General features: G+C 45.1%; 13 protein-coding genes. 8 read left to right on the top strand and 5 right to left on the bottom strand.

Translation table 11 applies throughout. The features are described from left to right. From CCC32_RS11415 to CCC32_RS11400, 4 genes are all read left to right on the top strand, one after another. A partial coding sequence (locus CCC32_RS11415; RefSeq protein ID WP_287074625.1) for a DNA alkylation repair protein occupies positions 1–581 on the top strand: 581 nt, incomplete at its 5' end. A 57-nt stretch (positions 582–638) separates the two neighbouring features. Further along, positions 639–1,595, top strand: coding sequence for an Rpn family recombination-promoting nuclease/putative transposase (locus tag CCC32_RS11410; protein ID WP_278840250.1), 957 nt, complete (start codon positions 639–641; stop codon positions 1,593–1,595). Between the two features lie 25 nt (positions 1,596–1,620). Beyond that, positions 1,621–2,787, top strand: a complete 1,167-nt coding sequence (locus CCC32_RS11405; RefSeq protein WP_022316735.1) for an FprA family A-type flavoprotein — start codon at positions 1,621–1,623, stop codon at positions 2,785–2,787. Between the two features lie 563 nt (positions 2,788–3,350). Then, a complete protein-coding gene (locus CCC32_RS11400; RefSeq protein ID WP_042519048.1) occupies positions 3,351–4,463 on the top strand; it encodes a porin in 1,113 nt (370 codons plus the stop codon). Positions 4,464–4,479: 16 nt separating this feature from the next. On the opposite strand, the gene CCC32_RS11395 is transcribed toward CCC32_RS11400, so the two are convergent. Together CCC32_RS11395 and CCC32_RS11390 are read right to left on the bottom strand one after the other, a co-directional pair. Then, the gene (locus CCC32_RS11395) at positions 4,480–5,832 is read right to left on the bottom strand and encodes a glycoside hydrolase family 28 protein (RefSeq protein WP_287074633.1); all 1,353 of its coding nucleotides are present in this window, start codon (positions 5,830–5,832) and stop codon (positions 4,480–4,482) included. 50 nt (positions 5,833–5,882) lie between these two features. Further along, a complete protein-coding gene (locus tag CCC32_RS11390) occupies positions 5,883–7,358 on the bottom strand; it encodes a glycoside hydrolase family 28 protein (protein WP_156132508.1) in 1,476 nt (491 codons plus the stop codon). A 372-nt stretch (positions 7,359–7,730) separates the two neighbouring features. Here CCC32_RS11390 and CCC32_RS11385 point away from each other — a divergent pair, with 372 nt between their 5' ends. Beyond that, entirely contained in the window at positions 7,731–8,873 is a 1,143-nt protein-coding gene (locus CCC32_RS11385) for an MraY family glycosyltransferase (RefSeq protein ID WP_287074619.1), read from the top strand. 68 nt (positions 8,874–8,941) lie between these two features. Here the strand turns inward: CCC32_RS11385 and CCC32_RS11380 are convergent, their stop codons facing one another. Together CCC32_RS11380 and CCC32_RS11375 are read right to left on the bottom strand one after the other, a co-directional pair. Continuing rightward, the gene (locus tag CCC32_RS11380; protein ID WP_042517114.1) at positions 8,942–9,967 is read right to left on the bottom strand and encodes an IS110 family RNA-guided transposase; all 1,026 of its coding nucleotides are present in this window, start codon (positions 9,965–9,967) and stop codon (positions 8,942–8,944) included. Between the two features lie 459 nt (positions 9,968–10,426). After that, positions 10,427–11,032 (bottom strand): HdeD family acid-resistance protein, encoded by a 606-nt coding sequence (locus tag CCC32_RS11375; RefSeq protein ID WP_287074616.1) that lies wholly within the window; start codon positions 11,030–11,032, stop codon positions 10,427–10,429. Between the two features lie 963 nt (positions 11,033–11,995). On the opposite strand from CCC32_RS11375, the gene CCC32_RS11370 reads away from it, so the two are divergent. The 3 genes from CCC32_RS11370 to CCC32_RS11360 all read left to right on the top strand — a co-directional run bounded on the left by CCC32_RS11370 (position 11,996) and on the right by CCC32_RS11360 (position 14,458). Beyond that, positions 11,996–12,256: an energy transducer TonB gene (locus CCC32_RS11370; protein WP_287074631.1), complete on the top strand. Its 261-nt coding sequence runs from the start codon at positions 11,996–11,998 to the stop codon at positions 12,254–12,256. 23 nt (positions 12,257–12,279) lie between these two features. Continuing rightward, positions 12,280–13,215, top strand: a complete 936-nt coding sequence (locus CCC32_RS11365) for an FtsZ/tubulin family protein (protein WP_287074614.1) — start codon at positions 12,280–12,282, stop codon at positions 13,213–13,215. A 247-nt stretch (positions 13,216–13,462) separates the two neighbouring features. Then, positions 13,463–14,458 carry a hypothetical protein gene (locus CCC32_RS11360; protein WP_044073369.1) on the top strand — a complete coding sequence of 332 codons (996 nt, stop codon included), beginning with the start codon at positions 13,463–13,465 and terminating at the stop codon, positions 14,456–14,458. A 154-nt stretch (positions 14,459–14,612) separates the two neighbouring features. Here CCC32_RS11360 and rd read toward each other — a convergent pair whose 3' ends face one another. Further along, positions 14,613–14,774: a rubredoxin gene (rd, locus tag CCC32_RS11355; protein WP_022316159.1), complete on the bottom strand. Its 162-nt coding sequence runs from the start codon at positions 14,772–14,774 to the stop codon at positions 14,613–14,615. Positions 14,775–14,915: the final 141 nt, after the last annotated feature.

Genomic DNA, 14,915 nt, shown 5'->3' with positions numbered 1-14,915 from the left:
ATGAGGTTAGACTCTGCGGATTCCTTCTGCTCGTTGAAGAGATGAAGGCTGCATTACCGAAAAGGAACGGCACTGGTCAACCTGACCGCAGGAAAGAGATTGCCGATTTCTATCTGCTCCATGCCATACAAGCCAACAATTGGGACCTTGTTGACCTATCTTGCAGCTATATCATCGGAACGTTTCTCCTCCATCCCCTACCCGACGGCACGATGCCTGATCGCAACATTCTCGACACGCTGTCGGCAAGTTCAAACCTGTGGGAACAGCGTATATCCATAGTCTCTACCGCAGCTCTGATAAGGGAAGGACAGTTTGGCGACACCTTGCGCATTGCAAAAAAGCTGCTCCACCATCCACACGACCTCATACACAAAGCTACGGGATGGATGTTAAGAGAAGTGGGGAAAAGGAATATCGAAGTGCTACGTGGATTTCTGTCTGAGCACCACGAGACAATGCCTCGTACCACTCTACGATATGCCATAGAAAAGATGGAACCAGAAGAGCGAAGGATGTGGATGACCAATACGCCACATTCAAAAAAGCAACAAATTCTTTTCATAAAAGAGCAAAGATAATTGCAGATTTAATAAAAAGCATTATCTTTGCAAATAAACTTCATTAAATGTCTCATTATGGCAAAATTCATCAACCCTTTTACAGACATAGGATTCAAAAGGATTTTCGGACAAGAGATATCCAAGCCGCTGATTATTGATTTTCTCAACAGTCTGCTGCTCGGCGAAGAACGCATAACAAACATTACATTCCTCGATAAAGAACAACCAGCCCTCTTCGAAGACGACCGTTCGCTTATATACGACATATACTGCCAAACGGAAAAAGGAGAAAACATCATCGTGGAAATGCAAAACAAGTCACAGCCTTATTTCAAGAACCGGAGCATCTATTATGTATGTGAAGCCATAGCAAGACAAGGAGAAAGGGGAACAGACTGGAAATACAACATCGATGCGGTGTATCTTGTAGCCTTTCTGAATTTTTGCCCGATGGACTTTGACAAGAAGTTCCGGTCGGATATAGGATTGGCAGACAAGGGAAACAACAAGCTATTCTCAGATAAGATGAGGATGACTTTCATGCAGCTCCCTTTATTCACCAAGGAAGCCGACGAGTGTGATACAGATTTTGACAAATGGATATATGTACTGAAGAATATGGAGACATTGACAAGATTACCTTGGGCAGCCAAAAGTTCGGTTTTCAAGAGACTGGAACAGATTGCTGACGTCGCCTCCCTTTCGAGACAGGAGCGAATGAAATATGATGTTGGTCTCAGGAAATATCGTGACACATTATCCGTTCTTGAAGGTGCCAAGCAAGACGGATTGGCGGAAGGACGTGCGGAAGGACGTGCGGAAGGACGTGCAGAAGGACGTGCAGAAGGACGTGCGGAAGGACGTGCGGAAGGACGTGCGGAAGGACGTGCGGAAGGACGTGCGGAAGGTATAGAGAAAGAAAAAATCGAAACAGTAAAGCGACTGAAGGCCATAGGAGCAGATATAAACATGATTACCGTCGCTACAGGATTGTCTGCAGAAGAGGCAACAAGAATATTATCCACCTTATAGAAATAAAAACAATAATAATATAAACATGAAAAAAGTTACAGACACCATTTATTATATCGGTTGCGATGATGCCGACATTCGACTCTTTGAGTCGCAGTATAACGTACCAGAGGGCATGTGCTACAACTCTTTCCTCATCATGGATGAGAAAGTGGCTATCATGGACACCTCTGACAAGCGCACTATGGAGGAATGGAAAAAGAACCTGACAGAAGGCCTAGACGGTCGCAAACCAGACTATCTCGTAGTGCAGCATCTCGAACCAGACCATGCTAGCGGCATAGCTGAGGTGAAGGCGATGTACCCTGAAATAAAGATCGTATGCTCAGCAAAAGCAAAGACCATGATTCCGCTTTTCTTCCCGGAACTGAATGTGGACGACTGCGTAATCGCCGTCAAAGAAGGCGACACTCTTGAACTTGGCAAACACACATTGCATTTCGTTATGGCACCGATGGTACACTGGCCTGAAGTGATGGTGACATATGATGCTCTCGACAAGGTATTGTTCGCTGCCGATGGATTCGGCAAATTCGGTGTCATGGATGCCGACCCGGACGACTGGGCTTGTGAGGCACGCCGCTACTACTTCAATATCTGCGGAAAATACGGAGGTCCTGTTTCCACACTGCTCAAGAAAGCATCGCAGCTCGACATAAATATGATTCTGCCACTACACGGACCATTTCTCAGCGGTGAGAAGATGCAGGAGGCACTGCGTCTCTACACCATATGGAGCAGTTATGGAGTGGAAGCAGAAGGTGTTCTTATCGCTCACGCCTCAATACACGGATGCACAAAAGCGGCAGCTGAGAAACTCGCCGACATACTGCGGGCTAAGGGCTGCAAGAAGGTGGCTATCACCGATCTATGCCGCGACGACCTTGCTGAAGCCATCGAAGACGCATTCAAATATGGCAAGGTGATACTCGCAGCATCAAGCTACGACGCCGGTCTCTTCCCTCCGATGTTCGACTTCCTGCATCATCTCAAAATCAAGGCTTGGCAGAAGCGCGAGGTTTCCATTATCGAGAACGGCAGCTGGGCACCGAGTGCAGGCAGAGTGATGAAGCAGATGCTCGAAGAGATGAAAAACATCACGATAAAGGGCGACCTTGTAACACTGCGCGGCGTGATGAAAGAGGGTGACATCCCTGCCCTCGAAGCACTTGCAGATGCAATTCTTGCATAAAAAGTCTATACACTTCTATACGGAGCTGAATAACAAACTACAATGAGTCGGAGTGATGATGGAAATCAAAGGACCATCGTCATTCCGGCTCATCTTTTTAGAAAGAAAACAAAACCATCACAAAGCGACGTCTTTATCCCAAATCAGCCATTAGGGCTTGCTTGGATTTTGTTTTTTTAGAAGAGTGGATTTTGTTTGGCTTTTAATGAGTAATAGCGAGCTATTGCGAATTAAAAACTGACAAAAGACGCTTTATAAAAAGCAAAAGACTGCAAGCAGTCATAAAAAAAAATAAAGTAAACGTCCTAATGACCGTTTTGGGTTATGCTATTTCATATTCCTGAACATACGTCAGGACGACACAGAATGATTGACAAAGTGTATTTACAAAGAACCAATTCAGACGACAAACCTTGGTCAGTAAGAGAAAATGAAGTACCTTTGCGCACTTGTAGTGACATAATGTTGGTATTTGACTATCCAGAAAAGATGAAAATCTGGCAAGATCAACATGACCATACATAACAGAAATACCCAGAAAAAAACACAAGATAAAATAAGATATGAGAAAACTTACTTTGGCAGCCGCCCTTATGATGGCGGCAACGACGTTTGCTCAAGAAACGAAACAAACGCCATGGTTCAGTAACATCAAACTGTCGGGCTACGGTCTCGTGGAATACCAATACTCCGGCCAACAGGGCAACAAGTCGAACACTTTTGACCTGCGCCTGGTGAGAGTGTCGCTTGACGGGCGGTTGAAAGGTGACTTCTACTGGAAGGCCCAGATGCAGATAAATGGCAACACGACGAACAACGGCACATCGCCACGCCTCGTTGACCTATTTGCAGAATGGCAGAAATATCCATTCCTGAGAGTAAAGGCAGGACAGTTCAAATTGCCATTCACCTTTGAGAACCCCATGCACCCTATCGACCAGGGCTTTATGAGCTACAGCCAGAATGTGAGCTGCCTGTCTGGATTCTCCGACCGGTCAGGACAGCAGTCGAGCAACGGCCGCGACATCGGTATACAGTTGCAGGGTGATTTTCTGAATGTCGGCAAAGGCAGACCTCTGTTCCACTATCAGGCAGGAGTGTTCAACGGCCAGGGAATAAACCGCAAGGACGTTGACCAGCAGAAAACAGTGGCTGGCGGCGTGTGGGTGATGCCTGTAGAGGGAATGCGCATCGGAGTGTTCGGCCTGGAGGGTTCTTATGCCCGCAAATGGAGCTATACCGATGAGGCGGGACAGAAACACAGCGTGACAAAAAGCCTGCCGCAACACCGATATGCCGTGAGTGCGGAATACGTGACGAAGAGCGACTGGACTTTCCGTTCTGAATATATCCACAGCACGGGTGAAGGTTTCAAGACTTCCGACAACGAGAAGAACGCAGACCTTACGCTCAACGGCTATGGCAGCAAAGCCGACGGTCTGTATGCCCTCGCCATCGCTCCTATCAAGAAGAAGAAAGCCCACGTTAAGGCTCGCTACAACATGTATCGCCGCAACGGCGAATGGGACAAATCGAAGACTATGTATGAAATCGGCGCCGACTACAAGTTCTCTAAGAACATTGGAGTCACCGCCGAATATGTTTTCGTAAACGACCGCACACTGAACAAGCACAACTATAATATGGCAGACGTTCAGCTGCAGTTCAGATTCTGACGAAACTGACAGACTTCTAATTGAAAATTTTGTCTTTTGCCGTCACCTGTGTTGGCACACCAGCCTTTCCGCCCAGATGGCAGCCCGCGAACATAACGCCCTCTGTATTATCCATGCTGAGGGCGTTTTTCACTTCCTTTATATCCACATTCCGAAACACGACATCTGATATCGGCTTTGCCTCTGTACCCTGCAATATAATACCGCCAATGCGAGCCTTGTCGCATCGGAGTCCGTCCACGAAGATGTTTCTGACCACAGAGAAGTGGGTATCGTCCATTCCCTCACCGGCATACATGCTCGTGACATAGAAAAGGTCTTCCACCTCGCCGAATTCACAGTTCCTGACATAAAGCCCTTCCACAAATCCGCCGCGGTTGGGATTCGTTTTCACGAAGATGCCGCGTTTGCAATATCCGGCATAGGTGCAGTCTTCCACAAATACGTTTCTCACTCCTGCCGACATCTCGCTGCCTATCACCACAGCATGCAATCCCTTGAAACGGCAGCGGCGGATAATAATGTTCTCTGACGGAGAAGCCGCCGCCCATCCGTCATTGTCGCGTCCGCTCTTTATCGCCACATTGTCGTCGCCATTATTGAACGATACGTCTTCGACAAGTATATTTCGCGACATCTCCGGGTCTATACCGTCATTGTTCACAAGCTTGGCATCATAACGCAGCGATCGGCATATGATGTTCTCGCTCTTGAGCAGATGAATACACCAGAACGGAGAATTGGTGACAAAGAAGTCGGCAAGCGTAATGTTGGTACATCCGAAAAACTGTATCAGCTGCGGGCGCAGCCACGATCCTTCACCGAAGTTGCGTTCAGGGACTGGAGTCTCCTTATGGTTCATATTCCGCGACAGTTGCTGCGCTGGTTTCTGTTTTTTGCGCCATGTGGCAAAGGTGGTTGAAGCATTGCCATCAATTGTTCCCTTGCCGATAATTGATATGTCATGCAGACCATAGCCATATATGAACGGAGAGTAATTCTGAAGGAATGTCCCCTCCCAACTGGTCTTCACCATAGGGAGATAAAACTGCGGATCTGGCGAAAAGCGCAATATGGCACCTTCGGATAGTTCCAGACAGGTATTGCTCTCAAAATGTATAGGTCCCTGCAAATAGTATGTGCCTGCAGGCACCACAATGTGCAGTCCGCCATTCTTCTTCGACTGCGCCATAGCCTTTTTGAATGCAGGCAGACAATCTTTCTTTCCGTCGCCCTTAGCGCCGTATTTCAAAATGCTCACTTTCTTCTTTGGCATATGTGCACCTGTAATGACGGAGAGGATAGAATCCCTTTTCGCCGTGTCGTAACCACCGGCTGACACTGCCATACAGAACAACAGAAGCAACATTACTGATGATATTTTTCTCATTGCTCAAACGTTATTGGTTTCTATCTGTTTCATTTCAATACAGGCTTCTCAGCCTTGCCGCCTTTGATGTTGTATCTCAGCGAATCGCCTGGCACGTAGAATGTAACGTTGTCAAAGGTTATGCCACGACTGTTGTCGATATTGATGTTGTTGTCGGTAGCCTGTATGGTGATGTTTCTCAGCGTCAACGAACCGACGTCGTTGAGCGTCTTGAAGATGCGGTTGGTCCTCACCACTCCATTCTCCAGCAGCACTCCCGTTGTGGGCACTTCGGGTATGGTGTTCATACTCATCATGCGGTCGGCAGACTCGATGATGAAATTCCTTATCGTGATGTCTTTCACCACTGGAGTGAGCGCAGTGACGGCAAGAGGCGGATTGCGTTGTGCCAATTCCCCCATATACATGCGCGAACCGAGGAGATCCCATGTGAATGCTTCTGCCACGTCGATGAGCCGCACATTGTCGTAGGCGATGTCCCATATTCCACCGCCTCGATTGCGTCTCGTTTTGAATCTGAAGCCTGTGCGTGTGCCGTTGAACACACAATGATGCAGATACACATTCTTTATTCCTGCCGCCGTCTCGCTGCCACAGGTTATGCCGCCATGTCCCTTCTCGGCAAGACAATATCTGATGACGACGTTCTCTGTAGGTCTGCCCACTCTCAAGCCGTCTTCTGCCCTTCCGCTCTTCAGTGTGAAGCAGTCGTCGCCGCAACTGAGAGTGGAATACTCTATCAGCACGTTCTTACACGACGAGATGTCGATGCCGTCGCCACTTGGAACTCCCACGGAATTCACAGTGACACCGCGTATTATGACATTATCACAATATATGGGATTGATGTTCCACAACACGCTACGTTCAAAGGTGACTCCCTCTACGAGCACATTCTTGCAGTTGATTGGCGCAAACGACTTCGGACGGTAAAAGGTGCGGCCGTCGAGTCCGTCGCAGAGTCTCTCTGCCACAGGCAGCCGATAGTCCACATCTTTCTCCACCACACTGTTGCCGTTGCGCAGAGTCCTCATCTCCACGTCCATCGGCGGACCGGACACCACGCCATGTCCTGTCAGAGCGATGTTCTTCGCTCCGTTGGCATAGATGAAAGCTCCTGCTCCCATAACTTCTATACCCTCATGGCGGGTGAATACTGCTGGCTGATAATCGGCTATCGATGCCGAAAACTCCAGACGAGCACCTTCGGCAAGATAAAGCTCCACGTTGCTCTGCAGCTCTACCCTACCCGTCAGCCATCTGCCTTCAGGCACGATGAGTCGTCCGCCGCCCATTGCCGACAGTTCAGCAATCTTGGCATTCAAAGCCTTGGTCACCTTGCCCGCTGAATCCTTGTCGCCATCGCTGATTATCAGACGGTTTGACTTGAACACTGGCCGTTTTACCTGTTTCATCTTGAACGGCAGCTTGCCCAGCGGAGCGATGTCTGCCGGCATAGCCTTGGCGCCCACCTGACTCAACCTCACTATGTCGCCGTTTTCCATCAAGTCTGAAATGGCAACAGCTGATGCATATGCCTGTCCGGAGCCAACTTTTGTTTCATCGTCTCTGACGCCTGACGCAAAAGCAGCATCGAGAGAGACGGCAAAAAGTATAGCCGGCAAAAATGGTTTCATATCCATAATGTTTCTGAAAATGTTGTTATTCTGTAATTTACAATACCAATACACCCAAAGGTGCATATCTTTTCGACGTTCTATCATTGGATTTGTAACACAAAGTACAGAAAAAAGACATTACTTATACAATATTAACCGAATTTCAGTGTTATAATACTAAAAATTGACGCTCGCCATAGTGTGGCTTTCGCTGCCTGCCAAGCGCGTCACAGGATAAATACAGACTTAAATATAACGATGAACACGATATCATTACTGCTGATCGGCACATTTCTCATAAGCATGCTCACGGGCTTCTGCTTCATACCATTCATTCTGAACTTCTGCAGAAGGAACAAGCTTTACGATATTCCCGACGAACGTAAGGTCCACCATGCGGCAATCCCCCGACTCGGCGGAATTTCCTTCCTGCCAAGCATGCTGCTGGCAGCAATCATAATGCTGCTCACCTACGAGAACATCACGGGCGACCAGAAAATCGTGATAAACCAATGGACGGCAAGCTGCATGATAAGTCTGCTGATAATATATGCCGTGGGCATAGTTGACGACATCGTGGGAGTACAGGCCAAGATAAAGTTCTTGTTCCAGATCATAGCAGCCAGTCTGCTGCCAATCTCAGGCCTATATATCAACAATCTATACGGATTCTGCGGCATCTATGAGATCCCGTTCGCCGTGGGATTCCCTCTCACGGTGCTCTGCATAGCATTCATCGACAACGCCATGAACCTCATCGACGGCATCGACGGACTGGCAGCAGGGCTCGCATTCATAGCATTGGGAGGATTCCTCTATGGTTTCTATTGCATAGAACTGTATATCTACTGCATTCTCATCGCCGGACTGATGGGAATCCTGTTGGCCTACATGTACTACAACATCTTCGGCAATCCAGAAAAGGGACTGAAGATTTTCATGGGCGATTCGGGAAGCCTCACCATCGGCTTCATGCTCAGCTTCTTCACCATCAAATTTGCAATGAGCCGTCCCGACCTCATTCCATGCGGCAAATACGGCATCACGCTGTTCTGCAGCGATATGCCATACGAGAAAGTGTGTCTCGCCTTTGCATACAGTCTGATGATAGTGCCCACCTTCGATGTGTTCCGCGTGATAATCGTAAGAATGAAACACCACACGCCGATTTTCAATCCTGACAAGAGACACATACACCACAAGTTCCTTGCCATCGGTCTGAACCAGCATCAGACTCTCGTTTCGATACTCTCACTGCAGCTGGCATACATCATCATCAATCTGGCAATGATTCCATACGTATGCATCTCGCTGATCGTGCTTATCGACATTATCCTCTTCATCGCCATAAATATGGTGATGACAAGAATCATAAACAAGAAGCAGGCAGCAAAGAACTGACGCTGAATTCATTTATCCCAAATCGCTTTCTATGTTAATATCCAAATGTTTTGACCATTATTTTCAATTTATGCTGAGATTTTATATTCAGGGGTGAATGTTTGGCGATTTCTGACCATGGCTGTGACCAAATGTACAAGTTTGTTCTTGACATTGTTCAGTGCAACCTGCTTCTTCTTTCCTCGTTCTACGAGGCGCATGTAGTACCTCGCCATAATGGGATTGAAGTTGACGGCAGCTAGTGCCGCTTGCGTCAGCATGGCCTTTATCTGGCGGTTAGCCATATAATGTACATGCGGATCGGAATGCACACTGGTTCCCGAATCTTTGCCAAATGGAGCTAGGCCGTAATAGCAGGCAATCTTGCGTGAGTCGTAGTTGAAACGCCGGAAGTTGTCGGTGTACACCATCAGGCACACAGCGTTCTGCGTTCCTATGCCAGGCACCGAGGTCACGATGGTGAACACCTCGGTGAGTTCCTCGTCCGACTTGATGAGATCGGCAATGCGCTTATCTATCTTCTCTATCTCCTTATTGAGTTCAGAGACGATGTGCCGTCCGCTCTGCGAAATCATTGTCTTGACTGGCGACTTCTCCATAGTGAGTCGCTTTTCGCCTCTACGCACCTGGAAACTGCATCTGTGTCTTACGATCATCTGACGGTATAGGAACAGCTCACGCAGTTGTGTAAGCGACTCGCTAAGAGGCTCGTACATAACGGCTTTATCGTAATTCCTCATGGCGTATTCTGCAATCATCGAGGCGTCAGCACGGTCAGACTTCAATCGTCTAAGACCAGATGCGTCTTTGATGCTCTTTGCGTTCTCAAGCCACATGTCGTAGCCTTTACCGTAGAGGAAGTTGCACAGTCCCTTGCTGTAGTCGCCCGTGTTCTCGCCACAGAAGAGCCACAAGGACGAGTCGATACCGCAGGAATTCTGCTCAACCCACTTGACCAACTGCCTATAGCCAGACACGGTTGTCTTGAACTCGTTGAACACTCTAGCAGCGGTTTCTGCCAGTCCGTCTGCAAAAAGGATAGCCACATCAACTTTTTCTTTCGAAAAATCAACTCCGATAAATAAATTCTTCATAACTTTGTACGAGTTATATTGTGTAGAATTGGTCAATAGTTGTATGGACTAACACTCTAACAAGGCTCAGAGCCGATAACTTTCTATCTGGTCTTTGCAACTATGTCGATGAGGACCTAAACGATTTATAGCTTTACGGCTGGGTCATTAGCTGGTTTACCTCTTCGACAGACCGATTCTACCTTTTTACAACAAAGGTACGAAACTGTCTTTAGCAATCATAGTTTTACCTTGATTATTTTGGAGTTTATGCGACTTCGTCGCAATCTTCTGCAAACTTAGAGGTCATTAGGCCGTTTATTGTATTTTTTAATTACTGCTTGCAGTCTTTTGTTTTTTATAAGGCGTCTTTTGTCTGTTTTTAATTCGCAATAGCTCGCTATTACTCATTAAAAGCCAAACAAAATCCACTCTTCTAAAAGAACAAAATCCAAGCAAGCCCTAACGACCGATTCGGGTTTATTCTTTTTCACCGTCACTTGCCTTGTCGCTTTTCGACAGCATACGACGGTATTGATGTATCTTGAACGCACTGATACACTCTGACACACCATAAAACAGCAGACACCATCCGATGATGAGCAATGGCAGTCCTGCCGACTCCATCGGCTTCACCATAACAAATATACCAGTGAGCAATATCAGCGAAGGGCACACCCAATACCACATCGGCAGACGTGCGAACTTGCGGGCCTGGATAAGCACAAGAAACTGATTGAGGGCTCCGAGCAGCAATATGCCGCTGAGCACATACATCAGCGATGTGACGAAAGCTCTCGGCATAAGCGCCAATACGAAACCGAGAATCACGCTGCCCAATCCAACGATAGGGAATGCCGGTCTGCCGCCGACGAGGAGTCTGCCGTTGGAATCGTAAACCTCATTGTCGGCACTGTGCATACGGGCATTGAAATACACAACGCATGATATGACGCCGGAGATGAGGAAAAGCACACCGATGGCTATCGTAATGCCTTTCACCGTACTGTCCGGATTCTTGATTAGCATTCCGCCAACAACAATGGCACAGATGGCACGGAACACTGAACTCTGCAAAATCTTCATAATCGTTTCCTTTCTTCTTATTATTGTTTCCAAACGCAAAGTTAGCGATTTTATTCCATTAAGCCTAATCTTTTCCTGTTGACAAGTGAGTAAATACACCATATACCTTTCTTCGGTTATCGTTTTATCGTATGAAATGAATATACCTGCTCCTTACATTTGGCAAGTTTCAAACTATATTTCCTGACCTTGATTTTTCCCCCACAGCGTGGGGAACATCACCCCCCAATGTGGGGTTTCATTCCCCACGTTAGGGGGAAATAAGCTGGTGGGTCAACTTTACGAAAAATTGGTGGGTTTAAATTTGCTTATTACATGAGTTTTTATCTGACATATGTAATACGTTTGCCCAATAAGTTAATGTTGTAGTACCCATATTCATGTATTACAGGATTCTGCCAACGCATGCAATTCCTATCGTCAGAATTACTCACATCCGACAAATCCTTTCATCAGCAAATCATCCAGATGATTGGCTGACAGTTGCCAGGTGGTTAACTTTCTGTTTGTCAGAATATTACGACAAAAAAAACAGATGGTCTGACATTTTTTTTGCAAATCTCGGTTATCCTGAAAATCAAGCGATATTTACAACTTTTACTCATATCTATCATCAAAAATAATTCCTCCAACGGGTAAACTTTCCACTTTTTATTCAAAAAAACATGCACTGATACAAATATAAACTATATTTGCACTTGCCTGCTGTATTCACGGTCAGAGATAGAAAAGATTGAATTATAAAATATTATATTATATAGTATGAAGAATTTATTTACACCATTAGCTTTACTATTGTTGCCAAGCTTTAATTTAAAGGCTCAGAATGTAATTAGCCCAAATAACGAGAAAAACGGACCTACAATATTGCGAACTGTTGGAGATGATTCTACAGAATCTGACTAGGAAGAGGTTTATCAAGTTGTTGAACAGCAACCGAGTTTTCCTGGAGGAAGGGAAGAACTGTTTAAATATCTTACATACAATGTCAAGTATCCAATTGACGCTACAAAAAACAAGATTGAAGGACGCATATTAGTAACCTTTGTTGTAGAGCACGACGGCAGCATTTCAAACGTAGATGTTGCAAATAGCGTATATCCATCATTGGATAAAGAGTCAATAAGGGTTGTCAGGGGAATGTCTAAATGGATTCCGGGAAAGGTAAACGGTAAAACTGTTCGCGTAAAATATACTATACCGATAACCTTCAGGTTGAACTGATAATCATTTTATAAAATAGGACAATGGGGCATAATATTTTAGTAATTGGCGTAGGTGGAGGAGCTGATCAGACTTTAAAAAGATTGAAGCAAACAAATATTCAAAACATCGATTATCTTACCATAAATTCGTACTCTGCTGCCTTTCCTTACATTAATTTAGGTATGTTTTATAGTGGACATTTCATTTATGAATGGCCACATATTGAGACATGGATTGAATTGACTATCAGAGCAGAGAATGACATACGGGAAATGATTCTCAAGAAAAGCCCATCATGTGTTATTATCGTTGCAGGATTCGGAGGCTTCACTGGTACAGGTTCAGCTCCTGTTGTAGCACATATAGTAAAGTCTTTGAATCTTTTTTCGGTAGGCATCATAACAACTCCTTTCCGTTGGGAAGGAAAAGAGCGAAAAAAAAGAGCATTATCAAATATTTCACACATGAAAAAGTATATTGACTCTCTTTTTATCATCGATAGTGATAGCGTATTGGAAAATATTCCTGATTCATATGCACCGAATTTTGTAGACATGTTCAATTTACTAGATAAAAGATTATGTGATATTGTTAAAGAGTTTTTTTCCATATCATTCAATAATGTCATTCATTGGACTTTAGAATCTTTAATTTATCATATACCCAAAAGAAGTTTTGCCTTTTATGAAACAGAAACAGCTTCCAACATACAGGAAGTGGAAAATTCGATAAATAATATAAATTGTGAATTTGTAAAAAATGGTATAAATCATGAACCAATCAAATTCATGATTACAAATATTCATGTTAGTAGCTTATCTGCTATAAAAATGAATCATATACAAAAAATAACCTCAGCAATAAATGATAGTTTTCATATGTCTATGCATGATTTAGGTATAGGTATCACTATTGACGACAAGGTCGGGGATAAAATTAGAATTGCGATATTAATATTTACCATTGCTCTTAATTAGTGTTACAGAATAGACAACATTCTTTTTTGAGAAAGACTCATATAAGAATTCTTACTACTGTAAAACATATATCACTGATATTTGATTAGCTCCTGCCACGAACTTTGTCGGGTAAATAATATCCGAGCTATATGACTCACTGAAGACAAGGAAACAAAAGATATATCAAAAAAACAGACTCAAAGCATTGTAATTCACATAAAATGTGTAAGTTTGCAAATATAATAACCTGTAAACGCCATCGCATATGATATTACATGTAGCCAATCCGATTTACGACTCCGTGTTCAAATACATAATGTCTGACGAACGCATATCAAAGACCATCCTCTCTGCACTGCTGAAGAAAGAGGTGGTGAAGGTGGAGATGCGCCCGCACGAGTATGTGAACACCACACGAGACACGCTTTCAATGTTCCGCATTGACTTTGCAGCCACCGTGAGGGAGAAGGATGCTGAGGGCGAGGGATTCAAGGACCGCGTCATCCTTATAGAACTGCAGAAGACATGGCTCGACACGGAGACCCTGCGCTTCCGCCAGTATCTGGGTGCGCAGTACAGTAACAAGATAAACATCCGCAAAGACTCGCCGAAAGGATTCGCATATCCAATGGTTGCCGTTTACCTTCTCGGACATCGAGTCGGCGACATTGAGGAGCCGGTGGTTTATGTTAACCACGACGTGTTCGACTACAACGGCGAGGTGGTAGAGGAGGGCAAGGAAGACCCGTTCGTTGAGAGTCTTACCCACAACAGCATAATTGTGCAGATACCGAGGTTGAAAGGTCGTGTGAACAACCGCCTTGAGAAGGTGCTCAGCGTTTTCGACCAGTCGAGGAAAGATGCGGAAGACAAGCAGGTTCTCAATATTGACGAGAACAAATATGAGGATGATGCCGACATGATGTATATGCTCCATCGTCTTACAGCCGCTGCCGCCGACTCCGAGATGCGTCAGGACATGAACGTGGAGGATGAATATTACAAGGCGATAGAGGACCGTGACACGGCAATAATGAACCGTGACAAGGAACTGAAGCATAAGGATGAGCAACTCCAGCAGAAGAGCGAACAACTCCAGCAGAAGAGCGAGCAGCTTCAGCAGAAGAGCGAGCAGCTTCAGCAGAAGAGCGAGCAACTAAATAATATAGTAAGATCACTCTATTCAAACGGTATGAACATTCTGCAGATTGCTGAAATTACAGGAATCAGCAAAGATGAAGTGGCAGAAATATTGAAATAGAGAGTTTGATAAAATCAAAAAAAGCAATCAGACATCAGGTATTGCTTGAATCTTGCTTTTCAGAAGAGTGGGGTTAAATACATAAACCGGTCATTGGAATGTGCATTATGTCATGTATGCCAATGACCGGTCTATTTTGTAATTTATTCTATTGTTATTCAGTCTCGCTGAATTCATCCTTGCCTACTCCACAGAGTGGACAAGCCCAATCTGCAGGAAGATCCTCGAATGCAGTGCCAGGAGCGATACCATTGTCTGGATCACCTACTGCAGGGTCATATACATATCCACAAACGTCGCAAACATACTTTTTCATAATAGCCTCCTTGTTTTATTATTGTTAAACTATTCTGACAGTGACACCGGTCTTGCCAGTATTGTCGCCTGTCTTTTCATTATCATCTCTTTTACGATTGCAAAGATACATATTATGCAAGATTCATACAAATCAACGACT

Origin of the sequence: Prevotella sp. LMAG:51, assembly GCF_008680225.1 — a bacterium.
Taxonomy (GTDB): Bacteria; Bacteroidota; Bacteroidia; order Bacteroidales; family Bacteroidaceae; genus Prevotella; species Prevotella pectinovora.
Note: the sequence above shows the minus strand (reverse complement) of the source record. Positions and strands in the feature narration are given on the sequence as shown.